The organism is Allocellulophaga tsushimaensis (assembly GCF_055383085.1).
The window spans coordinates 1,789,630-1,814,096 of sequence record NZ_AP039451.1; the positions used below are offsets into that span (position 1 = coordinate 1,789,630).

The window sequence follows — 24,467 nt, forward strand, 5'->3', positions numbered from 1 at the left end:
TTGATCTGTATATTGTAGTAAATGAGAAGTTTTTAAAACAAAAAAAACATCAATTAGAAGAAAATTTGTTGTGCTACTCTAAAGGTATTTGCATGTGCATTTACAATCGTTTTTATTTCTGGAGAGTAGCCGCCACCCATACTACATTGCATAGGGATTTCTAATTTGTAACAGGTGTCTAAAACAATTTCATCACGTTTTTTACAACCCTCAATGCTTAAACATAAAGTACCTAATTTATCTGTTTTAATAACATCTACTCCTGCTAGATAAAAAATAAAATCTGGCTTTTCGCGCTCAATCAGCTTTTGTAATGTTTTATTTAAAATGGATAAATAGGTGTCATCATTTGTATTTTTTTCAAGGGCAATATCTAAATCAGATACTTCCTTTTTAAATGGATAATTACTGGCTCCATGCATTGAAAAAGTAAAAACAGAGCTGTCGTTTTTAAAAATTTCTGCAGTACCATTTCCTTGATGCACATCTAAATCTATAATTAATATTTTTTTGGCTAATCCTTTTGTTTGGAGATAACGTGCTCCAATCGCCTGATCGTTTAACATACAAAATGCTTCTCCACGATTGGTATAGGCATGATGTGTTCCGCCAGCAATATTCATTGCAATTCCATTTTCAAGAGCAAAGGCAGAAGCTTTCATAGTGCCATCTGCAATAATCCGTTCGCGTTCTACTAAATCCTCAGAAAGTGGGAATCCTATTTTACGAGCTGCTTTGTGCGGAATCATCATATTAAGCAAATCATAAAAATACTCTGGATCATGAACTGCTAAGATATATTTGTCATTAGGAATTTCTGGTTCAAAAAAATTCACTTCTTTACAGGTACCTTCATATAAAAGTTGTTTGGGTAACAAATCATATTTCAACATTGGGAAACGATGCCCTTCTGGTAATGGATGTTTGTAAATAGGATGGTAGGCTATTTTTAGCATGAAGCAAATTTAAATGATTTTGTTTGAAGGTATAGGTATTCCATCGAGACCTATTTATGTTCTTAATGAAATTTATCTTGTGCAGAGTTAAAAGCTAAAAATGAATTGTTAGCCCTGATGCAATTTCAACTGAATTCTTTTTCGAGCCACATCAACTTCTAAAACTTTTACAATAATTTGTTCTTGTAAGCTTACATGTGCATTTACATCTTTTACAAAAGAATCAGATAAGTTAGAAATATGAATAAGGCCACTTTCTTTGATTCCTATATCTACAAAACATCCAAAATTGGTTATGTTATTTACAATTCCAGGTAAAAGTTGCCCTTCATGTAGATCAGTTATAGTTTTTATATGCTGATTAAAAGTAAAAACTTTAGCCTTTTCACGGGTATCTAAACCTGGTTTTTCTAATTCTTTACGAATATCTTGTAGGGTTGGTAGACCAATAGTATCTGTACAGTAATGCTTTAAATCTATCTCTTTTAGGATGCTTTTATTACCAATAAGTTCAGATAAAGAAACACCTTTGTCTTTTGCCATTTTTTGTACAATTGCATAACTCTCTGGATGTACCGCAGAATCATCTAAAGGGTTTTTAGCTTTTTTAATTCGCAAGAATGCAGCAGCTTGTTCATAGGCTTTTCCACCTAAACGAGGTACTTTTTTAATGGTTTTACGATCTAAGAAAGGACCATTCTCATTACGATAGGCTACCATATTTTCGGCCAATTTAGGGCCAATTCCAGAAACATAGCTCAACAAAGGGATACTTGCTGTATTCACATTTACGCCTACTGAATTTACACAACTTTCTACAACAGTATCTAATGATGTTTTAAGTTTTGTTTGATCAACATCGTGTTGGTATTGCCCTACACCAATAGATTTTGCATCTATTTTTACCAATTCGGCCAAAGGGTCTGCCAATCGCCTTCCTATAGATACAGCTCCTCTAACAGTAACATCATAATTAGGAAATTCATCACGTGCTATTTTTGAAGCAGAATAAATAGATGCTCCAGCTTCACTAACTACAAACACTTCTATTTGTCTTTTAAATTGAATGCGTTTTATAAGTTGTTCTGTTTCTCTTGATGCAGTTCCATTTCCAATAGCAATGGCTTCAATTTTATAAGCATCTACTAAAGAGCTTATTTTTTTAATGGCTTCTGTACTTTTATTTTGTGGTGCGTGCGGATAAATAGTTTCGTTATGTTGTAGTTCTCCTTGCGCTCCTAAACATACAATTTTACAACCTGTTCTAAAGCCAGGATCAATAGCAAGAATTCTTTTTTCACCTAAAGGGGCACCTAATAATAATTGTTTTAGGTTTTTAGAAAACACTTCTATAGCTGCAGTATCAGCTTTTTCTTTTGCCGTTTTTAATATCTCATTAGAAAGCGAGGGAAGAAGCATGCGTTTATAGGCATCTTGTGCTGCTAATTGTATTTGTTCTGAACAAGAATTATGAGATTTTATAATTCTTCTTTCTATTTTTTCTAGTGCAATTTCGTTATCAATTTCTATTTTAACTCGTATGTAACCCTCATTTTCGGCTCTAAGGATTGCTAATAAACGGTGAGAAGGACATCGGTTTAGAGGCTCGTGCCAATCAAAATAATCACGGAATTTCTGTGCTTTTTCACTTGTACTGAGTGAAACCGAAGTATCATCTTTTTTAGTATTGACTACTTTAGTGATGAGTTGGGCAAAGTGTTCTAGTTGCTGTCTAATTTGGTTTCTAATATCTAAACGTTCATTAATCCATTCGGCAATAATATAGCGTGCACCTTCTAAAGCATCATCTTCATTAACAATAACATCATTTATATACTGAGAAGCTATATAATCGATCTCCTCAGCATTTTGCGCCATAATAATTTTTGCTAAAGGTTCTAAACCATTTTTACGTGCAGCTTCTGCCTTTGTTTTTCGTTTCTTTTTAAAGGGGAGATATAAATCTTCTAAGGCAATTAAATTGGGGGAAGCCTCAATCTTCTTTTTTATTTCTTCTGTTAATAGCCCTTGTTCGTCAATAGCCTTATAAATAGCAATTTTACGTTTTTCAAGCACTTCAAATTGCTCTTTAAATTTTACAATAGCTCCTATTTGTACTTCATCTAAATTTCCTGTTCGCTCTTTTCGGTATCTAGAGATAAAGGGTATTGTACAATCCTCATTTAAAAGCTCCACAGTGTTTTGGATGCTTTTTTCGGGAAGCTGTGTGTGTAGTTGTATATATTGTATCATAAAAAAGACCTTATAAAATAATTTATAAGGTCTCTAATATATTATACTCAATTGATTTAATCCAATTTGAAAGCTAAAATTTTACGTGGTAATCGAGATTTAAATGTTCCAAGACTTGCCTTGATATTTTTAAGTGATTTCCTTACGAATATCTCGAGGGCTTCCCAGCAGCTTGTTTTTTAGTTTTCACCAGATTGTTGTTTTGCTTCTTGTATCATTTTTTCATTAGGTACTATGGCAACATTTACTCTTCGGTTTTTTGCTCTACCCGCAGCAGTACTATTGTCATTCGTTGGTTGATTTTCTCCAAACCATTGGGTGGTAAATCTATAAGCACCTAAGCCTTTAGAAGTAAAATAATTAGTAACGGCATTGGCTCTATTTTTAGATAAAGTCATATTATACTCATCCGAACCAGCACTGTCTGTATGCCCAACAACTAAAATATTCGTATCTGTATATTCTTTAAATATACCCACTAATTTGTTTAAAGAATTTTGTGATGCAGCGTTGATAGAATATTTATTCGTATCAAAATACACACCGCTATTTTCATCAAAAGTAATAACAATACCATCATCTACACGCTCTACCTGTGCTCCAGGTATTTCTTCTTCTATTTTTTGAGCTTGTTTATCCATTTTGTTTCCAATAAGAATACCTGCTCCACCACCAACAACTCCACCGATAACAGCTCCTAATTCGCCATTACCACCTTTGCCGATGTTATTTCCTAAAATAGCACCTAAAATAGCACCACCGGTTGCACCAATGACAGCTCCTTTTTGTTTGTTATTTGCATTTTGTACCGCTTTACAATTGGTAAAACTAATGATCACTAGAAATGCTACTGCTATCGTTATTATTTTATTTGTTTTCATAGATCTAAAATATAGAATTGTTTTTATTGTTTTGAGAAAATCATATTAATTGTAAATGGTTTTCCATCTACATTTACAACTTGTTTCCATACCATACTTGTTTCGCTTAACTGCGTAAGATTTAATCTAAAACCAGTATTGGTCTGACTTTTCTTTTTTGCATCTGTTGGTTTTAAAAGAAAATCGTAAAGTCCTGTGTTTTCATCAATTTCTTGAATGGTAAAAATAAAATGCCGATCGCCTGTACTAGTACAGTTATCATTGTTTATGGCATAGATTCCTGTGTTGTTATTTGGAATAAATTGCCAAGTACTGCCTTCAAAACATTCTTTACTAGCATCGTTTAAAAGACTTATCTTATAGGTTCCAGGCTCATCATACGTAACCTGATTTAAAATCCAATTTCCTTTAATTACTTTTTTGGAAGTTCTAACTGTTTTAGAGGTTCCGCAAGAAAATAGAAAAATAGAAAATAGGAGTACTACTAATTGTTTCATAGTTTTTGTTTTATATGCTATATACGAATGTTTGTTAATTATAGACTTTAAGAAGATGAACAAAATATAGTTGAGTCATTTTCCTGTTGTTGTATGCAAAGGTATATGAACTAAGAAGTTTATTTGTTACAGAATTATTTTAAATGCTTACAGAATTTAATTTTTAATAAATATTGATTCTATACTTATTTAAACTTAGTTAAATGATAGATTTTATCTTTTCTGTTGTAATATCCGTAAACAAAAAAGTCATCCATTTTAAAAATAGTTTCAATAGCTAATTTTTTCTTCAAAACTGAATTTTTTAAGTATCTAGATCGCATTGAAATTTTATCAAATACATTATTAATTAAGTTAGGAGAATCTCCGTCAATGTGTTTTAGCGTTTTTTTGTTTAACAGGCTTTTAAAAAACACAGATCTACTATTTACATATGAGTAAAAACTATTTTCAATAGGCTTAACAGTATGAGACATTATTGTGATTCCATTTGTTTCATTTATTGTTGTAGTAGAAAATGTTGATGACCCTGTATTGTTAAGTTTTTTGATTCCACCAATTGTAATATCTATAATGTTTTCTTTATTGTATGTTATGAGGCCTACTTCTGAATTTGATAATTTTCTTAGGAATTCTTGAGTTTTTGGAATAATTTTTCTATTGTTTGATGATTCTTTTAATGAAATTGGATTAAGTACGTCTCCCTGCTCATAGAGTGGACCATTTTTAAATGCAATATCATCTTTTTTGCCAAAAGATAAGGTTTTTATTCGTTTATTAGCCAAAAGATCATCCATTGTAAATATTAGCGTGTCTTTGGATACAGATAGCTGATATAATTTATTTTCTAAGATAAATGAATTACTTTTTTTTATACTATCATCTTTATATGATGCTTTATGAAATTCAGATTCATAGGTATTGTTTTCTAAGTTTAATCTAATGATTCTTGTCCCTGATAATCTATGATTTAATGAAATTAATAATTCATTTTCTCTTGGATATATCTTTAATTTTTTGGATGAAATCTCAATAGAATTAGGGTTGTTTTCTTGTATAATGGAACAGTCTTTATTAGCCGTTATAATATTTGATAGTGAAACTAATTTGTTATGAGAGTTGTAAAAAGATTCTTTTTTCATATCATAAACTGTAGATATGCTTCCATCTTTGGTAAAAATATATCTTTTTATAATTGAAGTTCCCTTTATATACGTTAACATATGAAACTGATGGTTGTAATTAATAGCTTCAAGAAATTTCTCTCTATTTTCAAATTTTAATGAGAATTGATTTGCATCAATTTTTTCATTTTTATCGTTGATTGTTACTAAAAGGATACCATCATTACTATTATTTGAAAAGAATAAATTAATATGATCGTCTTTGGTAATACTATATCCATGCAATCTTGGAAAAACATTTGTAGGGGTAGCATATATCTTTTTAGAATGAGTTCCAGTTTTTACATTATGAATTACATGAGTAATTTGATCCTCTGAAGTGTAGAGAAAATGGGTGTTTTTTTCAGAATCTACAACAACCAAAGGTTTAATACTGTTTGGAAATTTTAATTTAATATTAAAAGAAGAAAGAGGAGTCTGACTATTTAAAGTAGTGATTATACTAAAAAGAATAAATAAAAATGTAGAAATAGCTTTTTTCATAATTTTAATTTATAGTTTCTCCATTACCAACTCCATCCGAATCTGGATTTACAAAAACTAATTTTCCGTTGGTATCTTCGGTCATCAATATCATGCCTTCGCTTTCTACACCTCTTAGTTTTCTCGGCGCTAAGTTCACTAAAACTGTTACTCGTTTACCAATAATCTCATCGGGTGTAAAACTCTCTGAAATACCAGAAACAATAGTTCTAATGTCTAAACCAGTATCTACTTTTAAAACCAATAACTTTTTAGCTTTAGGCATTTTAGAAGCTTCAATAATTGTTCCAACGCGCATATCTAGTTTAGAAAAATCATCAAAAGTAATAGTATCTTTTTGTGGTATTACTTCTTTATTGGCGTTTTCGTTTGCTTTTTTTGTGGCTTCTAGTTTATCTAATTGCACTTGTATGGTGTTATCTTCTATTTTAGAGAAGAGTAATTCTCCCTTATTTATTTGATGCTCCGCAGTTAATAGTACTTCTTTTTTGCTAACATCATTCCAGCTGTTTGTATTATTGCTATTCAGCATATTTTTTAGTTTAACGGCTGTAAATGGTAAAAAAGGTTCGCTTACTACTGCCAATGCAGCAGCTATCTGTAATGCAACAAACATAATTGTTTTTACACGCTCTTCATCTTGTTTAATGACCTTCCAAGGTTCTTCGTCTGCTAGGTATTTATTTCCTAATCTAGCTAAATTCATTACTTCTTGCCCTGCTTCTCTAAAACGGTACCGCTCTATGGAATTTGAAATAATTTCTGGATATTTTTTTACCTCTTCTAATGTAGCCTTATCCACTTCAGATAAATTTCCAGGAGTAGGAACTTTTCCTGCGTAATATTTATTGGTGAGTACTACTACACGGTTGATGAAGTTTCCAAAAATAGCAACCAATTCATTATTGTTTCTTGCCTGAAAATCTTTCCAAGTAAAGTCATTATCCTTAGTTTCTGGTGCATTGGCAGTAAGTGTATAACGCAATACATCTTGCATATCTGGAAATTCTTCTAAATACTCATGCAACCAAACCGCCCAGTTTTTAGAGGTAGAAAGCTTATTGCCTTCTAGGTTTAAAAACTCATTAGCAGGCACATTTTCAGGTAAAATATAATTGCCATGTGCTTTTAAAATAGCGGGGAAAATAATACAGTGAAAAACAATATTATCTTTACCAATAAAATGCACCATTTTAGTATTTTCATCTTTCCAATACGGCTCCCAATCTTTTCCTTCTCTAGCGGCCCATTCTTTAGTTGAGGAAATATAACCTATCGGTGCATCAAACCAAACATAGAGCACTTTGCCTTCTCCTCCTTCAACGGGTACAGGGATGCCCCAGTCTAAATCTCTGGTTACGGCTCTTGGTTTTAACCCATCATCTATCCAAGATTTACATTGGCCATATACATTTGGTTTCCAATCTTTTTTATGCCCTTCTAAGATCCATTCTTTTAAGAAATCTTCATGCCTATCTAAGGGTAAAAACCAATGTTTTGTTTCTTTCAAAGTTGGTACAGCACCAGAAACAGTAGATTTTGGGTTGATTAAATCGGTAGCATTTAATGTAGAGCCACAATTTTCGCACTGATCACCATAAGCTTCTTCATTTCCGCATTTTGGGCAGGTACCTGTTACAAACCTGTCTGCCAAAAATTGGTCTGCTTCTGCATCGTATAATTGCGCTGTAGTTTCTTCTATAAATTCGCCATTAGCATGTAGTGTTTTAAAAAAATCTGAGGCTGTTTCATGATGTATTGCTGCTGAAGTTCTAGAATAATTATCGAAAGTAATTCCAAAATCAGTAAAAGATTTTTTAATAATGGTATGGTATTTATCTATAACATCTTTAGGTGTAATGCCTTCTTTTTTTGCTTTCATTGAAATGGCTACACCATGCTCATCACTTCCACAAATAAAAGCTACATCTTTTCCTGTTAAACGTAAATACCTGCTGTAGATATCTGCAGGAACGTAAACACCTGCTAAATGGCCAATATGTATAGGTCCGTTTGTGTAAGGTAATGCTGCTGTTATGGTATATCTAGAAGGGGTTTTGCTATGCTGCGACATGATATGATTTAGATTTGCCGACAAAAATACAGATTTTGAATAGAGATCATTACAAAAATCCAAAAAAGAGGAAGCAAGAGGTATAAGGATTTTTTGAATTTTAACTATAAAGCAAGACCTTCTTGTTTAGTGACTAGTGTATTCACTATAAGAAGGTCTCTATGTAGATAGTAAGTGGGGAGCTTTTAGGAAATCATAATTGATTTACTCATTTTACGGTCTTGTACTCTTATACTATAGATATATTTTCCAGTGGCTAAATAGGTGTTGAGACGTTCTCTAATATTTATTTCTGTAGATCCTTGTAACATCATTTCATTAAAAACAGTTCCTAAGTTTTGCCCTAAAATATTGTACAATTGGATGTCTACATGGGCAGCAAAAGGCATTTCTAAATAAATATGTGGTGTTTTATTGGTTGGATAAAAGGGCTTATGAACTAAAGCATCTAATAATTCTGGGGTAGGAGCTATAGCTTCTGGATCTTCTGGTGTATTAGGTGTAGGGTCACCATCGCTTACTGGCAAATCTTGGAAAACAGTACTGTCACCAGAGCATTGAAAGCCTAAGTTGATTGGAGTGTAATTATAATTTAAATGTTGCCGTACTTTGTCTGGTGCTACACACAACCATTCTGCTAAAACAGTTCCATACAAATCTCGGAAGTCTGTAGTCATGTCTAGATTTCCTCTGTTATTCTCATTATCTTCCATTAAAGGGGGATGTTCTCCAACAAAAGCACTTGCACTTCCATTTAAACCAGATCCAAAAAATAGGGTAGGCGCAGCTTTTCCATGATCTGTTCCATTAGAGCCATTTTCAAAAATACGCCTTCCAAATTCAGAAAAAGTCATACTTAAAACTTTTTCTTCTAGTCCTGTAGCTGGCACGGCAAGATCATCATAAAAATTAGTTACTGCTATGGATAAATTAGTCATTAAACGCTCATGTGCTAAAGGCTGATTGCCATGTGTGTCAAAACCACCCATAGAAATCATATATACTTTGGTACCTAAATTTCCTTTTATCAATCTAGCTATTATTTTTAGCTGTCTGGCAAAATTATTGTCTTGGTAATTAACATCATTTTGTCCTCTTTGTGCTGCATCATATATTTTACCAGCATATTCTAATGTAGTATTGGTTACCCCACGTAAAAAACGCAACTGATCGCCGTACATACAATCATCAAATAACGTTTCTGTTAAACCGTATTGCGATCCTGTATCAGCAATATTTTCTAATTGGTCTATATTATTAGTGACAAAAGCATAATTGGTTTCTTCGCCTTCAAAAACCAAACTTCCAAAATTACCTATTTGTATGGCTGCAGGGGCTTCTGGCCGGCCAGCTTCAGTTAAATAATCTGGATAACACTCTTCAAAATGTCTGCCCATCCAACCAGTATCTAAGCCAGAAAAACCAGTTGTATTGATATCGGTATTTGCAAAAATATCTGAACCCGTAAAATGGGATAACCTCTGATTTTCATACCCTACTCCATGTACCGCTTTAAATTGGTCATTATCCCATAATTTCTCTAAAGATTTCATATAGCTTGGAATACCAAACTCATCAGTTAATTTTACTATTTTACTTTCTGGGATATGAATATTAGGACGTACGGAAACATAATCATCAAATTGTTCTAGAGGAATTACGGTGCTTAGACCATCATTACCCCCAGATAAGCGAATTAATATTAAGATATTTTCTGTTTCTGCGTTTGCTAATGCCATCGTTAATGGTGATGGGGCGGATGCGGAAACAAAATTACTCCCTAACATCATAGTGCCAGAACCCGCTATTCCTAATGCTTGTATAAAGGAACGTCTACTCCATTTTTTATGCTCTTGGTCATGCCCTTCGTGTTCTATTCCTTTATGAGGTGTGTCGTGAGTATCGCACATAATACTAGGTTTATTTTAATTGAAATTCTGGTTGTCTAACCAGGTGTTTTAATAAAAGGTAAACTTGTTGTTCCGCTCCATCACGAAGCATACTCCATGTACCATCTTCATAGGCATTTGTATCTTCAAAAGGTTCTCTAAATATTTGAATAGCCGTATCTATTTGATCTGCTAATAAGCCTTTAGGTAATATTTTATTTATAATGCGTGCCGCAACTACATTAGGGTCACCTATAGTTGTTCCTTGAGCACCTGTTGCTGCAATACCAAAGTTTCTAAATTCTTCAGGGTCATTTCTCCAAAAGAGTTCTATTGTCATTTCTGCGGTTAACCATCTGCCAATAAGAAAGTTGGTGTTAATCCAAGTTCTATCTCTTTGCCAACCCGCTACATCTATGGGATTAAATAATTCTTGACCTACTAATCTAGAAGATTCTACAACTCCAGAAACAATACTTTCATTGATCGTAAAACTAGTTTCTTTAATAAGGTTTACAAAAACATCAAAAGGGCTTTTAATAATAACACCCATAGCATATTCATTAAAAAAATGTTGACTTTTAAATAACTGCCGTAGTACTGGGGCAATTTCAAAATCATTAGTTCTAAAGGTTTGTGCCATTTCACTTATTATGGTTTCTGCATTACCAGGAGCATCACTAGTATCTGGATGCACAAAAAATTCATATAATTTGGTGCAAATAAAAGTAGAAATTTCATTGGGTCTTTGCTCAAAAAGAATTCTTATTACATCATCATAACCCCAGTTACCTGTTTGCCCTAAAATTGTTTTTTCGCCAGTATCGTGCCTGTCTGCTCTAAAAGTTACAGGAGTCCATTGTACTTCACCTCTTTCTACATAACCCGTTAAAGCTTTTGCAGTTTCTACAATATCATCTTCTGTATATTCATTACCTTCTCCTAAACAAAAAAGCTCATAAATTTCACGAGCATAATTCTCGTTTGGACTATTGTTATTGTTAAATGCGCCATCTAAATAGTACAACATAGCACTTGTTAAACCAATTTCACTAAGAAAAGTTTTGAAATTACCTAAAGCATTACGTTGCAGGCAATTTATATATTCGTACAAAAATGGAGGTGCATCATAAACTCTTAGTTCAGTAACAAAATGGTTGCTCCAAAAAAAGCTAAGGCGGTCTCTGAGATTATTTTCAAAAAAAGAGTTTGCCAATGCTCCTTGCATTTCTTCTATTTGTGCTCTAACAATAGGACGCCTAAGGTCGCCATCCTCTGGATATTCTGCTCGTGTCCAAGTAGCCCATTCCGGTGCAGGTATTGGAGCTAAATTTAATGCCTCATCTATTAATTGATCTACAATTGTACTAGAATTTTGAAGATTTACACTATCAATAGTGGCTACAGATGCACTAAACCCAAGCCTTCTATATAAATGCTCAGCTTGGTCTTTAGAAAGAGCCATGTTAAGAGGAGCTATAGGCGCTTCATTACAATTAATGAAATATTCCATAGTGTTTGAGGTCGTTTTGTTCTAAAGTTTAATTATGTTCGTGATTATTAAAACGTAATAATCTGTATTTTAGTGCGATATGCTTGATGAATACCTCACATATTCTACTTAAAAAATACGTAGCTGTTGGTATTTTAGACGTTTAAAACCTCATTTTTTCGATGAAATGCATAAAAATTGTTACTTTATAGATGGGAAAACATAACGAATTTGGGAAAGAAGGGGAACAAATAGCAGTAGATTTTTTGCAGAAAAAGGGCTATCAGATTTGTTATAAAAACTACCGTTATTTAAAGGCTGAAATTGATATTATTGCTAAAAAGGCAGATACTTTGGCTATTGTTGAGGTAAAATCTAGAACTACTAACTTTATTGAGCATATTGAAGATACGGTGACTCAAAAAAAGATACAATTATTATTATCTGCGGCAGATTATTATGTACTAGATAATGACTTAGATGTTGAGGTACGTTTTGATATCATTACTATTTTAAAGAAAGCAAATAAAATAGAAATAACACATTTAGAAGATGCTTTTTATCATTTTTAATACACTATAAAATTAGTAGACTTTTATTGTTCACAATTTGTTTTATTTATAACAAATTGTTATTTTTGCAGCTAACCAAATTTTTGTAATGAAAACAATTTCTTCTGTAGTAGAACAGTACATTAAGAAAAAACCATTCCTTCAGAGTGCTTTAGCCCAAGGAATTATTAATTTAACATCGCTTTCTAGAATTGTAAAACCCGAAATAGAATCAGAACTAGGAAAAGATGTTAGAAACGGTGCCATTGTAATGGCATTAAAAAGACTGTCTGATGATTTAGAATTTAGGGCAACGCATAAAATTATTAAAGTGCTCAAGAATATTGGGGAAATTACAGTGCGTTCTTCTTTAACAGACTTTACCTTTTTATTATCAGATTCTATATTAGACAATCAAGGTGCTTTGTTAAAAGAAGTAAATAAAGATAAAGATGTGTTTTATACTTCTTCTAGAGGTGTAAATGAGCTTAATATTGTGGTAAGTAATAGTTTAGATAAAGTTGTAGAATCTTTATTTGAAACACAAATATGTACCCAAAAGGCAGAAGAGCTGTCTTCTATTACGGTAAAATTACCATCAGAAAATGTTTCTGTCCCAGGGCTTTATTACTTTATATTTCAAAGATTGGCATGGGAAGGTATCGTATTATATGAGGTGATTTCTACAACTAATGAATTTACCATTTTAGTAGATGATGCTCAGGTAGATATTGCTTTTAAAACCATAAAAGATTTAAAAACGCTGTAGTAGTTTTTGTTTATTTTACTAGATCCTATAATAGTAAATGATCTAATGCTTGCCCTGAGGTTACTTACTTAAGCTCATTTAGAAAAATAATCACAGCTCTATCGGAATCTGGTTTAGCAATAATTTCTTTATTCTTATTTAATACAAAATAGGTTGGGGTAGCATGGATATCGTATAATTTAGCATACTCGCTCTGCCATCTGCCTAAAGAAATAGCATGTTCAAAGTTTTCTAGCTTCCCAGCTTCGAACTCCCAGTTTTCTGCATCATCCTCAAGGCCAACAGCAACTACTTTTATGCTTGTTTCTTTTTTGAGTTTTTTGTGTAATTCTGGTAATTCTCTTAAGCAATGCCCACAAGTACTACTCCAAAAAACAAGCACATAATTTTCTGCACCTGTTAAATCGCTCAACTTTTTTAAATCGTCATCTTTTTTCCATACAATTTCTGGAGCTGTGGCTCCTACTCGCAATCTATTATGCGTTTCAATGGTATTTTTTAAATCGTCATTATTGGTTTTTACAATTAAATCATATAAATAATTATCGTAAATGAAATCTGAAACTGTATTGTAACCTATGGCTACAGCATTGTTCCATAAATCGTTGTAAATATTAAGTTTAAAAGATTCTTCTGTTGTTGTAAGTTGCTTAGCTACAATAGCAATGTTTTTGATCACTTCTTTTTCGGTATCTTCCGCACTCATTTCTTCAAGAGGAAGTGCCGTAAATGCATAATTTGATATTTTACTGGTTAAAAAAGCTGAACTTTGTAGTACAGGATCTTTTAAATCAATAGCATTAAAATAAGCTTCTTTTCTATTTTTAATATAGTCCTGCACCGTTTCATATTGCTTAGGCGTATATGTTTTGTTAGAAGTGATAAAATGATTTACCAAAAGTCCTTCAGATTTTTTAGCGTATGAAAGTTGAATTTCTTCTATTTTTTCTACTAGCCTAGTAAATTCAGAACGATCTGTTTTTTGTTTAGCATAGAAGTTAATAAGCGCTTGTTCTGCTGTATTTATAACATTAAAATAGTCGTTAAAAATTATATTTTCTTCTGAAGCTACAAAAGAAAGGCCATCATCTGTATCAAAATTTAATTGAATAGACTCTTTTCCGTTATAAATGATATCAAAATTATATTCTTCTTGTGGTACAGCATATACTATTCTATAATTTCCTGGAGTAGCATTTTCAGGAAGGTTTAAGGTAAATTCCCCATCTTTAACGGCACTGTCTACAACATAAACTTGTGTTCCTGGTTTTAATTGATAGGCAATAACCCATTTGTAATCTTTTGCTGGAGAAAAAGTTCCAGAAATTGTTTTTTGTGCGTTAAGCGTGATTGTGGTTACTACCACTACTAAAAAAGAAAATAGTTTCATAAAAAGTATAAGTCAATAATCAGACCAAAAATAATATTTCTAATTGTATTTCCTCAATAATAGATATGTAATTGCTCTGAGACTTCTAACCCGCATTATTTTTCAATCTAATATCTCACGGTCTTACCTTGTGGTAATTTACTTATATATTAAAATTATTTAAGCGATTTATACTTTTAGCATTTGCCTTATTTTAAATAGTAATACAATTTCTAATAATACTGCTATAAATTGTATAAAAAGCCCAACAGGTGTTAAGACTACTGTTAGGAAACAAAACGCAGTAGCAATTTCAAAACTCCCAGCTATATAGGCTATAGTTCCTATTTTTTTTGCAGATTTAAGAATAGCGATACCAAATAGAATACCCAGCGTTCCTGAGCCTATAGATACCGCTATTAAGATAGCTTCAATAGGGAAATTAGTATCAAAGAATAAAGTGCTAATGTCGTATACATAAAAAATAAATAAGGTAAATATGAGTAGTACAGATGCTATTTTCATTAAATAATTTTTGAGCAATTTGCCTAAAATTAAAAAGCCATAAAGAAGACAAGCATATCCTAAATATGCAATTATTTTAATAAAAAAATGTGCTGTAATGCCAAAGAATAACCTATCATTACTATACCTGTAATAATCTGCAATACCTTCAAAAGGTCCTGTAAGTAGATATATTATCCCCGAAATACCAGCCAAGCTAAGTAAAAATGAAATAGATTTATATGCTGTTTGCGATGCTACAAATAATTCATTTGTACCCTCGTCATTTTTTGTATAGAGTTCTTCAAAATCATGATCTAGCGCAGATAGAATTGTTTTAATCGTATAACTTCTTGGTGATACTTCTCCACTCTCTATGCGTTGTAGTGTTCTTACATTTATATTACAACGTTCTACAAGTTCTTCTTGTGTAAAGCCTTTTTGTTTTCGTAATTCAGTGATCTTATGACCTAATGCTGGTTGTTTCATCATTGTGATTTTTTAAAGTTCTTCAGCAATATTACGTTCAAGATAAAACCAAACCAACGAACTTTCTAAAATTTGACCCGACATTAGCACGACATATTTATATAACACAGTAATTTATGGAGTTTTACTGAATTATTTGTTTTATAAAAAGTAATGTAAAAGGGTATTTAAAAAAGTAGTTTTATACGATTGTTTCCTTTTTTGGAATAATAGAATTAAAAGCTTGTAAGGCTAAGTATGCACTATCAGGACTTTTTATATTCTCAAAAACCAGTAGCAAACGCAATCCGCTACGTGTTTGTTTTTCTTTTATTTTACAGTGCTTGGTATTGCTTTGTACAAATTGTAGAATATTTGTAAACGTACTGCTTTGGTAAAAATCTGATTGTTGGTCCGCAATAAAATAACCTATCATTTTACCTTGTTTCATGACAATTTTTTCTAAACCTATTGCATTTGCAATCCATTTAATACGGACCGAATTTAATAAATCTTCCACCTCAGGTGGTAACTCTCCAAACCGATCTATTAATTGCTTTTCAAAAACTTTAAGTTTCTCTTCTTCTTTTATCTGGTTAAGTGCTGTATACAGATTAAGCCTTTCTGTAATATTATTGATATAATCATCTGGGAATAATAGCTCAAAATCAGAATCTATTTGTGTTTCTTTTACGAAGATTTTTTCAACTTTGCCTTCTACTTCTTCATATAAATCTTTAAACTCATTTTCTTTTAATTCTTCAATCGCTTCTGCTAATATTTTCTGATAGGTATCAAAACCTATTTCATTGATAAAGCCACTTTGCTCGCCTCCTAAAATATCACCAGCGCCACGGATTTCTAGATCTTTCATGGCAATATTAAAACCACTCCCTAATTCTGTAAATTGTTCTAAGGCCTGGATGCGTTTTCTGGCATCTGTAGTCATTACATCATGTGGCGGTGTAATAAAATAACAGAATGCTTTTTTATTACTTCTACCCACTCTTCCCCGCATTTGGTGTAGATCACTCAATCCAAAATTATTGGCATTATTAATAAAAATAGTATTGGCATTGGTAACGTCTAAACCACTTTCTACAATGGTGGTAGAAACCAAAACATCAAACTCACCATTTATAAAGGATAGCATCAGCGTTTCTAGTTTTTTACCTTCCATTTGCCCATGGCCAATACCAATTTTAGCATCCGGAACTAAACGCTGTAACATCCCAGCTACTTCTTTAATATTTTCAATACGGTTATGAATAAAAAATACCTGTCCGCCACGTTGAATCTCATAGCTAACAGCATCTCGTATGGTTTCTTCAGAAAACCGAATTACCTGACTTTCTATAGGATACCGGTTTGGTGGTGGAGTTTTAATAACCGATAAATCTCTAGCGGCCATTAAGCTAAATTGTAAAGTTCTGGGAATTGGAGTTGCGGTTAAGGTTAATACATCTATATTTTCTTTAATAGATTTTAGTTTGTCTTTTACGGCCACGCCAAATTTTTGCTCTTCGTCTACAATCAGTAAACCAAGATCTTTAAACTGTACCTTTTTATTTACCAATTGATGCGTTCCAATAATAATATCAACTGTCCCTGCTGCTAATTTTTCTAAAGTTTCTTTTTTCTCCTTAGCTGTTCTAAATCGGTTTAAATAATCTACCGTTACTGGCATATCTTTTAAACGTTCTGTAAAGGTTCTAGCATGCTGAAACGCTAATATGGTGGTAGGAACTAAAATAGCAACTTGTTTGTTATTTGCTACAGCTTTAAAGGCAGCTCTTATGGCTACTTCTGTTTTTCCAAAGCCTACATCTCCACAAATAAGCCTGTCCATAGGACGCTCGCTTTCCATATCTCTTTTAATATCTGCTGTGGCGGTACTTTGGTCTGGAGTATCTTCATAGATAAAAGAAGCTTCTAACTCATGCTGTAAATACCCGTCGGGTTCGTACTGAAAGCCTTTTTCTAGCCTTCTTTTTGCATATATTTTAATAAGGTTAAAAGCAATTTTCTTAACTCTAGATTTTGCTTTGTCTTTTACTTTTTTCCAAGCCCCAGAACCTAATTTGTATATTTTTGGTGGAGCACCGTCTTTTCCATTAAATTTAGATATTTTATGTAGGGAGTGAATGCTGACATACAAAACATCTCGCTCTCCGTATGCTAATTTTATTGCTTCTTGCTTTTTTCCGTTGACATCTATTTTTTGAAGTCCACCAAATTTTCCAACACCATGGTCTATATGGGTAACATAATCGCCAATTTCTAATCTATTTAATTCTTTTAACGTAATGGCCTGTTTTTTAGCGTAACCATTTTTAAGTTGAAATTTATGGTAGCGCTCAAAAATCTGATGATCGGTATAGCATACTAGTTTTAAATCATCATGAATAAAACCTTTGTGTAATGGAAAAACTACTGTTTTGTAGTGTACACTTTGGCTGCGCTCAGTGCTAGCACTTCCATTTTGGTTGCTGAGGGTAGTCGAAGCAACTTCATCAAAAATATCATGAAAACGTTGTGCTTGCTGGTCTGTAGCACAGAAAATATAGTTGGTGTAGCCTTCCTCATGATTTTGGTTGAGGTTTTCTATTAGTAAATCAAACTTTTTATTAAAAGAGGGTTGGGGTCTGGTAGTAAATGTAATCTGTGTCTCTTTTTGCTTTGCCTCTCCAGTGCTACTAGTAATTAATTTAAAAGCTTCTAGTTGGGTTTTTAATAAAGTAGCATCTGCAAAAAGCGCTGCTGGTTCCACATGTTTTACATCCGTAGCTAATTTTGAAAAGGCTTCTTTTGCTTTTTCAAAAAAAGAATTTAAACGAGCAAAAAGTGTTTCTAAATCGTTACTAAAAACAATGGTATTAGGAGCAATATATTTTAGAAAACTCTCTCTAGTTTCATTTAAAAGTTTATTCTCTACATTAGGGACAATTGTAATTTTTGTGACTTTTTCTTTTGAGAGTTGTGTTTCCACATCAAAAGTTCTAATACTATCTACTTCATCACCGAAAAACTCTAAACGGTAGGGCTCGTCATGCGAAAAAGAGAATACATCAACAATACCGCCACGCACAGAAAATTCTCCAGGTTCTGTTACAAAATCTACGCGTTTAAATTGATACTCAAAAAGCACTTCATTTAAAAAGTCTAAGGATAAAGAATCTTCTAACTTTATTTTTAAAGTGTTTTTGTCTAGTTCTTTTCGGGTAACTACTTTTTCAAATAAAGCGTCAGGATAGGTAACTATGATAGCAGGTTTTTTTCTTGAATTTATTCTGTTTAAAACTTCTGCACGGAGTAGCACATTGGCATTGTCTGTCTCTTCTATTTGGTATGGTCTTCTATAACTACCTGGGTAAAAAAGCACCTCTTTTTCACCAACAAGCAGTTCTAAATCATTTAAATGATAGGCAGCTTCTTCTTTATCATTAAAAACTAAAAGGAATGGGCTTTCTGTGCTTTTAAATAGTTCTGCTAAAACAAAAGATAAGGAAGAACCTACTAAACCTTTTAAATGCAGATGATGAGGCATAACTTCTCCTAGTTTCTGCTTTTGCAGAGACTGAGTAAAAAGTGCTTTAATTTTATTGAACCCCAAAGCTTAAAATTTCTGCAAATATAGGTTGTTATACCATTTCTTATATGAAATTATCCCTAAAAACAAGATAGTAGTTTCTCAAAATCTGCCGAAGTATTGTAGACATGCGGAGATACTCTAATAGCACCACCGCGATATGAGACATAAATATTTTCTTGGATCAGTTTTTCTTTAATAACTTCCAACTCATACGCTCCATTTAAATAAATACCAAATAGATGCATTGCACTATAATTTTCATCTTCTATAAAACAACCTTTAGCTCGTAATTGTCTTATAGCATCTTTAGATATGGCTGCACAATACTCTTGAATTTGCTTTGGTTGCCATATGAGCAATTGATCTATCGCTTTAATCAGCATAGGAGTAAGTACAAAATTACTAGATTCTCCAACGGAGTAACGGCCTGCTTTAGGCTGGTAGGTTTCTGGGTATTTGGTTAACTGACTAAAATCTTCACTATTGCTGCGGTTCATCCAATTGTGTTCTAAAGGTATTCCGTCATTGAATGTATCACTATAATAAGCCATTCCTAAAGAATAAGGTCCCATTAACCACTTGTAACCTCCACAAATTAAGGCGTCTGGTTGTATTTCTTTAACGGAGAAGGGGAGTGCTCCCACACTTTGCGTACCATCAATTACTAAAAGTGCATTTACTTCATTTGTTTTTTTACGAATTTCTTTTAAGTTAAAAAGAGTGCCATCTGCCCAATGTACATGCGCCATTGCAACTACAGCTGTTTTAGTATTTATGGCGTTTAATATAGCTTGATTCCATAATTTTCCTCTATTTTCTAATGTTTTAGGCGGAGCTACGATAGTTATTTTAGCCTTATATTTTTCAGCAATTTGCTGCCAAGGGTATACATTACTAGGAAACTGTTCTTCCACTAAAATAATCTCATCACCAGCATTTAACCTAATATTATGGGCAACAGTAGAAATTCCGTAAGAAACAGAAGGTATTATTGCTGTATTTTGATAATCTTCCGCATCAATAAGTTTGGCAAAACGCTGTTTTAATATTTTTTGTTTGGTAAAAAAATCTTCAGGACCTATCTCATAGGGTAATCCTTTTCGTTTTAGGTTTTCTATACCAACCTGTTCTACACTTTTTAATTGGGGAGCCATATAGGCTCCGTTTAAATAGGTAATATGATCGGGTAAGCTAAATAATTCTTTTTGATGTGATAACATGTTATAATTTCTCTTTTTAAGAAGCCATTTAATTAATGCTGTGAAGTTAAAGAATTACAGCAAAATGTTTTCTATTAGAAATAGAAGATTAACAATAGTTATGAAAAATAGATCAGATTTTTTAATATGGTTGATCTATTTTTCTAGTTATTTGAAAGTATGAGTTCTTCTGATAGAAAATGCTTGAAAATATTTTTAAATACTGAAAAATATGATCTTTAAAAAAATTATATTTGCGGCAAATAAAAATGAAACAAATGTCTTTTAAAGATTTATATACCAGTGGTGAGCATAGAAGAAATTTAGCACATTTTGCAACAATAGCTTCTTTAGCTGCTGTAGATGGAGATGTAAGCCCAGAGGAAAAACAATTATTAGATCGTTTTGCTCAGAAATTAAATATTACAGATGCAGAATATGTAGAAGTAATGAAAAAAGAAAATAAATATCCTATTGATCCGCCAACAAGCGCAGAGAAAAGATTAGAACGTTTATTTGATCTTTTTAAAATAATTTTTGTTGACCATGTTATTGATGCGCAAGAAATGATATTATTAAAAAAATACGCTATTGGATTAGGTTTTTCAGATGAAAAAGCAGATCAGGTGATTTCAAAATCAGTAGCCATATTTAGTGGTAAAATAGATTTTGAAGATTATAGTTATTTATTGAATAATTAAGAAAATAGATGTTAGAAATAAATAAAAAGGAGCTAATTAAGCTCCTTTTTTAGTTTTTAATAATTAAAAGAGATTAATTAATATGTAGTACTATTATAATTTTAAATGATATTAAGATTAATCTTTTGGTTTAAAATCTAGCACTTATTTTACACAAAAAAAAGAACCACAATACATAAAACAATTCTACATCATAAAATAGAGGGATTTAAATTGGTATAAAAATTGTTAATAGTACTTATCATCTATACATTATTCTAAAACCATTTACTTCTCATGGAAAAAAAGTACTTTATTATTTTAATGTTATTAATTATAGGGAATGTTTATGCGCAAACCCCTCCATCTTTAAAGTCGTCAGGAAAAGAAATAGGGCTGTCTTCATTAGAAATAAAAGTTGATGTAGTTGGTAATATAGCTACTACAACTTACGATATGCTCTTTTATAACCCTACTAATCAAATTTTAGAAGGAGAATTGTCATTTCCTCTTGGAGAAGGGCATAACGTATCACGTTTTGCTCTGGATGTAAATGGAAAATTAAGAGAAGCCGTAGTTGTTGATAAAGAACTTGGTAGAATTGCTTTTGAACAAGTTGTTAGAAGGGGTGTAGATCCTGCTTTGCTAGAAAAAGGAACAGGAAACAATTATAAAGCTAGAATTTACCCTATACCCGCTAATGGATACAAAAGAGTGCTTTTGGCTTATGAACAAGAATTGATTTTAAATAATGATGATCTATATTATAATTTGCCTTTAAATTTTAAAAACAAACTTGACGTTTTTAAATTGGATATGGTAGTTTTTAATCAAAGAAGTAAGCCAGTCATTGAAAAAGGAGAAATTTCGGGTTTAGATTTTTCTAATTGGAATGAAAATTATAAAACTAGTGTTTTAAAGAAAAATTATGTTCCTAATAAAAGTATATTGATTAAAATACCAGTGCCAATAAACACTGAAAAAGTACTTACAGGTGATAATTATTTTTATGCTTATAAGACAATATCTGCTGAAAAAAGAGTGAGAAAAAAACCTGAAAAAGTTTCAATTTTTTGGGATGCTTCTCTATCGATGAAAGAAAGAAATTTAGAAAAAGAATTTCGTTTGCTAGATGAATACTTTAAGTATTTAAAAAATGTAAATGTATCTTTTATTTCTTTTAGTAACACAATTATTTCTAACGAAAAATTTAAAGTTATTGGAGGTAATTGGAATGCTATAAAAAATAAAATAGCACAAACAATATATGATGGTGGAACTGCTTATGATATTTTAACTAATGAGAATAATGATGCAGATGTGAAACTATTATTCTCTGATGGAATTGCCTCTCTCAGTAGTACAGGCTTAAATAAAGAAAAGCCCATTTTTATAATTAATAGTATAACGAAGTCAAATCACGTTACCTTAAATCATTTGGCAGAATCGTCAAATGGGGCATATATAAATTTAAATATTAAGTCAGGGCTAGAAGGTTTCTCTAGTTTAAAGTTTGAATCGTATAAATTTCTTGGTTTTAGATCAGAATCAAAAAACATGGAGATTTATCCGCAGGGACTCACTAGCATATCAAATGATTTTTCCATATCAGGAAAGAATGTTAATGATGGAGATAAAGTGTTGTTAGATTTTGGCTATAAAGATGAAATATTAAATACATTAACGATAACAGTAAATGCTTCTGGTGCATCTAATAATAACATTAAAAGAATTTGGGCACAAAAAAAATTGGATGATTTAGAAATCTTCTCTAAAGAAAATAAAGTGCAAATAACTCAATTAGGTATTGATTATAGTTTAGTTACTGATTATACCTCGTTAATTGTTTTAGAGGATGTTAGGGATTATATACGGTATAAAATAACTCCTCCAGAAGAGTTATTGGAAGAGTATACTAAAATGTTGACAATGATAGACTCTAAAAAAAATGTTGATAATGAGATAATGCGTTTCTCTATAGATGCTACACCTTCTGGCGAAATTAATGATAGTGTTGGACTATCAAGTGAAGTTATAACAACGCGCCAAAATTCTCAATTGGATAGAATAATGATACCGAATGTTAATGAAACAGAAGTAGTAAGAGATGTACCTAGACATGCTTTTAGTGTTCCTTCTGCAATAGTTGATGTAAATGATGATGTGGTAGAAGTAAGTGCTGAATTCATAGAAGAATCCGATATGGATGCATTAGGAGGAGATGATGGTAGCATCCCTTTTTCAATTATAGAAACTCCTCCAGCATTTCTAGGTTGTGAGGGTAATAATCAAGAAAAAAAAGAATGTTTTTTAAATAAATTAAATCGTCATATTTCTGATCATTTTAATTTAGAGCTTATAAATAATTTAGGCTTGTCTTCTGGTCGTCATAGGATTTTTACAATGTTTACTATAAGTTCAGAAGGTAACATAACTCATGTAAGGGTGAGAACATCTCATAATCAATTAGAAAGAGAAGCAAAAAGAGTGCTTAACTTGTTGCCAAAAATGATACCAGGCAAGCAAAGAGGGAAAAATGTTGCTGTAAGCTATACGCTCCCAATCACTTATATAGCTGGGAATAATTTAGAAACAACAGCTGTACAACTTACAGAACAAGATATTGAAATTCCAAAATATAAGAAATATACAGGTGAATTAATTGTTAATGAGCGTTTAGTCCATACAGATTATATGGATGCCCTAAGAAAAATAAAAAATAAAGAAAAAGCATATCAGTTCTATTTAAAACAGCGTAAGGCGTATATAAAAACACCAGCTTATTATATTGATGTTTCTAATTACTTTAAAGAAACATATAACGATTTTATATATTCATTTAGAATACTGTCTAATATAGCCGAAACAGATTTTGATAATTATGAATTATTAAAGGTATTTGCATATCAATTACAAGCTAATCATCAAGGTAATTTAGCGTTATTTGTTTTTAAAAGAATACTTGAGTTAAGGTCAGAAGATGCACAATCTTATAGAGATTTAGCATTAGCATATCAAAACGTAGGTAAATGCCAAAAAGCATTAGAACTATACAATAGTATTATTACAGGAGATATTTATAAAAATAGTAATAGACGTATTTTTAAAGGGCTTACACTAATTGCTCAAAATGAAATTAAGTATCTTATTCAAAATTATAAAGAAGATTTAGATTTAAGTAAAATAGATAAGAAAATACTAGATGAAATATATTTTGATATTAGAGTAGTTATAGATTGGAATCATAATGATACTGATATTGATTTACATATTATAGACCCTAATTTAGAAGAGTGTTATTATAGTCATTCTAAAACCGAAATTGGAGGTGAAATGTCACCAGATATGACTCAAGGCTTTGGTCCAGAAGAATTTATTTTAAATAAAGCTATTAAAGGAAATTATTTTATAAAAGTTAAATATTATGGTGATCGCTATCAAAAGGAGGGGAACCCTACTTTTATGAAAGTTACTATGTATAAAAATTATGGATCTGAAAAAGAATCTAAAGAAATTAAAATTATTAGACTCACAAAAAAAGATGATACAGAAATAATAGCTAAATTGAGTTTTTAAACTATTTAATACTAATTACACTTGTCTATTTTGAATATTATAGTTATTTA

At 31.7% G+C, this 24,467-nt stretch carries 16 protein-coding genes; 4 read left to right on the forward strand and 12 right to left on the reverse strand.

What is annotated here, in order from left to right:
- Positions 1-53: 53 nt before the first annotated feature.
- The 8 genes from ACZ451_RS07640 to ACZ451_RS07675 all read right to left on the reverse strand — a co-directional run bounded on the left by ACZ451_RS07640 (position 54) and on the right by ACZ451_RS07675 (position 11,730).
- A complete protein-coding gene (locus ACZ451_RS07640; RefSeq protein ID WP_464216525.1) occupies positions 54-956 on the reverse strand; it encodes a histone deacetylase family protein in 903 nt (300 codons plus the stop codon).
- Positions 957-1,064: 108 nt separating this feature from the next.
- Positions 1,065-3,209 (reverse strand): Tex family protein, encoded by a 2,145-nt coding sequence (locus tag ACZ451_RS07645; RefSeq protein ID WP_464216526.1) that lies wholly within the window; start codon positions 3,207-3,209, stop codon positions 1,065-1,067.
- Positions 3,210-3,388: 179 nt separating this feature from the next.
- The gene (locus tag ACZ451_RS07650) at positions 3,389-4,090 is read right to left on the reverse strand and encodes a YiaD family glycine zipper/OmpA-like lipoprotein (protein WP_464216527.1); all 702 of its coding nucleotides are present in this window, start codon (positions 4,088-4,090) and stop codon (positions 3,389-3,391) included.
- Positions 4,091-4,113: 23 nt separating this feature from the next.
- Entirely contained in the window at positions 4,114-4,587 is a 474-nt protein-coding gene (locus ACZ451_RS07655) for a lipocalin family protein (RefSeq protein WP_464216528.1), read from the reverse strand.
- A gap of 185 nt (positions 4,588-4,772) precedes the next feature.
- Positions 4,773-6,254, reverse strand: a complete 1,482-nt coding sequence (locus ACZ451_RS07660) for a hypothetical protein (RefSeq protein ID WP_464216529.1) — start codon at positions 6,252-6,254, stop codon at positions 4,773-4,775.
- Between the two features lie 4 nt (positions 6,255-6,258).
- Positions 6,259-8,328, reverse strand: coding sequence for a methionine--tRNA ligase (gene metG / locus ACZ451_RS07665; RefSeq protein ID WP_464216530.1), 2,070 nt, complete (start codon positions 8,326-8,328; stop codon positions 6,259-6,261).
- A gap of 185 nt (positions 8,329-8,513) precedes the next feature.
- Positions 8,514-10,238: a DUF1501 domain-containing protein gene (locus tag ACZ451_RS07670; RefSeq protein WP_464216531.1), complete on the reverse strand. Its 1,725-nt coding sequence runs from the start codon at positions 10,236-10,238 to the stop codon at positions 8,514-8,516.
- A 10-nt stretch (positions 10,239-10,248) separates the two neighbouring features.
- Entirely contained in the window at positions 10,249-11,730 is a 1,482-nt protein-coding gene (locus ACZ451_RS07675) for a DUF1800 domain-containing protein (protein ID WP_464216532.1), read from the reverse strand.
- A gap of 191 nt (positions 11,731-11,921) precedes the next feature.
- On the opposite strand from ACZ451_RS07675, the gene ACZ451_RS07680 reads away from it, so the two are divergent.
- Positions 11,922-12,281 carry a YraN family protein gene (locus tag ACZ451_RS07680; protein ID WP_464216533.1) on the forward strand — a complete coding sequence of 120 codons (360 nt, stop codon included), beginning with the start codon at positions 11,922-11,924 and terminating at the stop codon, positions 12,279-12,281.
- A gap of 88 nt (positions 12,282-12,369) precedes the next feature.
- On the forward strand, positions 12,370-13,029 hold the full coding sequence (locus ACZ451_RS07685) for an aspartate kinase (protein WP_464216534.1): 660 nt from the start codon (positions 12,370-12,372) through the stop codon (positions 13,027-13,029).
- Between the two features lie 64 nt (positions 13,030-13,093).
- Here the strand turns inward: ACZ451_RS07685 and ACZ451_RS07690 are convergent, their stop codons facing one another.
- The 4 genes from ACZ451_RS07690 to ACZ451_RS07705 all read right to left on the reverse strand — a co-directional run bounded on the left by ACZ451_RS07690 (position 13,094) and on the right by ACZ451_RS07705 (position 20,182).
- Positions 13,094-14,419, reverse strand: coding sequence for a redoxin family protein (locus ACZ451_RS07690; RefSeq protein ID WP_464216535.1), 1,326 nt, complete (start codon positions 14,417-14,419; stop codon positions 13,094-13,096).
- A gap of 168 nt (positions 14,420-14,587) precedes the next feature.
- Positions 14,588-15,391: a helix-turn-helix domain-containing protein gene (locus tag ACZ451_RS07695; RefSeq protein ID WP_464216536.1), complete on the reverse strand. Its 804-nt coding sequence runs from the start codon at positions 15,389-15,391 to the stop codon at positions 14,588-14,590.
- A gap of 181 nt (positions 15,392-15,572) precedes the next feature.
- Entirely contained in the window at positions 15,573-18,917 is a 3,345-nt protein-coding gene (gene mfd, locus ACZ451_RS07700) for a transcription-repair coupling factor (protein ID WP_464216537.1), read from the reverse strand.
- Positions 18,918-19,039: 122 nt separating this feature from the next.
- Positions 19,040-20,182 carry an aminotransferase class V-fold PLP-dependent enzyme gene (locus ACZ451_RS07705; RefSeq protein WP_464216538.1) on the reverse strand — a complete coding sequence of 381 codons (1,143 nt, stop codon included), beginning with the start codon at positions 20,180-20,182 and terminating at the stop codon, positions 19,040-19,042.
- Between the two features lie 257 nt (positions 20,183-20,439).
- Between ACZ451_RS07705 and ACZ451_RS07710 the strand changes: the two genes are divergently transcribed.
- Both ACZ451_RS07710 and ACZ451_RS07715 read left to right on the forward strand, forming a co-directional pair.
- On the forward strand, positions 20,440-20,862 hold the full coding sequence (locus ACZ451_RS07710) for a tellurite resistance TerB family protein (protein ID WP_464216910.1): 423 nt from the start codon (positions 20,440-20,442) through the stop codon (positions 20,860-20,862).
- Positions 20,863-21,138: 276 nt separating this feature from the next.
- Positions 21,139-24,417, forward strand: a complete 3,279-nt coding sequence (locus ACZ451_RS07715; protein WP_464216539.1) for a VIT domain-containing protein — start codon at positions 21,139-21,141, stop codon at positions 24,415-24,417.
- The last annotated feature ends 50 nt before the right edge of the window (positions 24,418-24,467 follow it).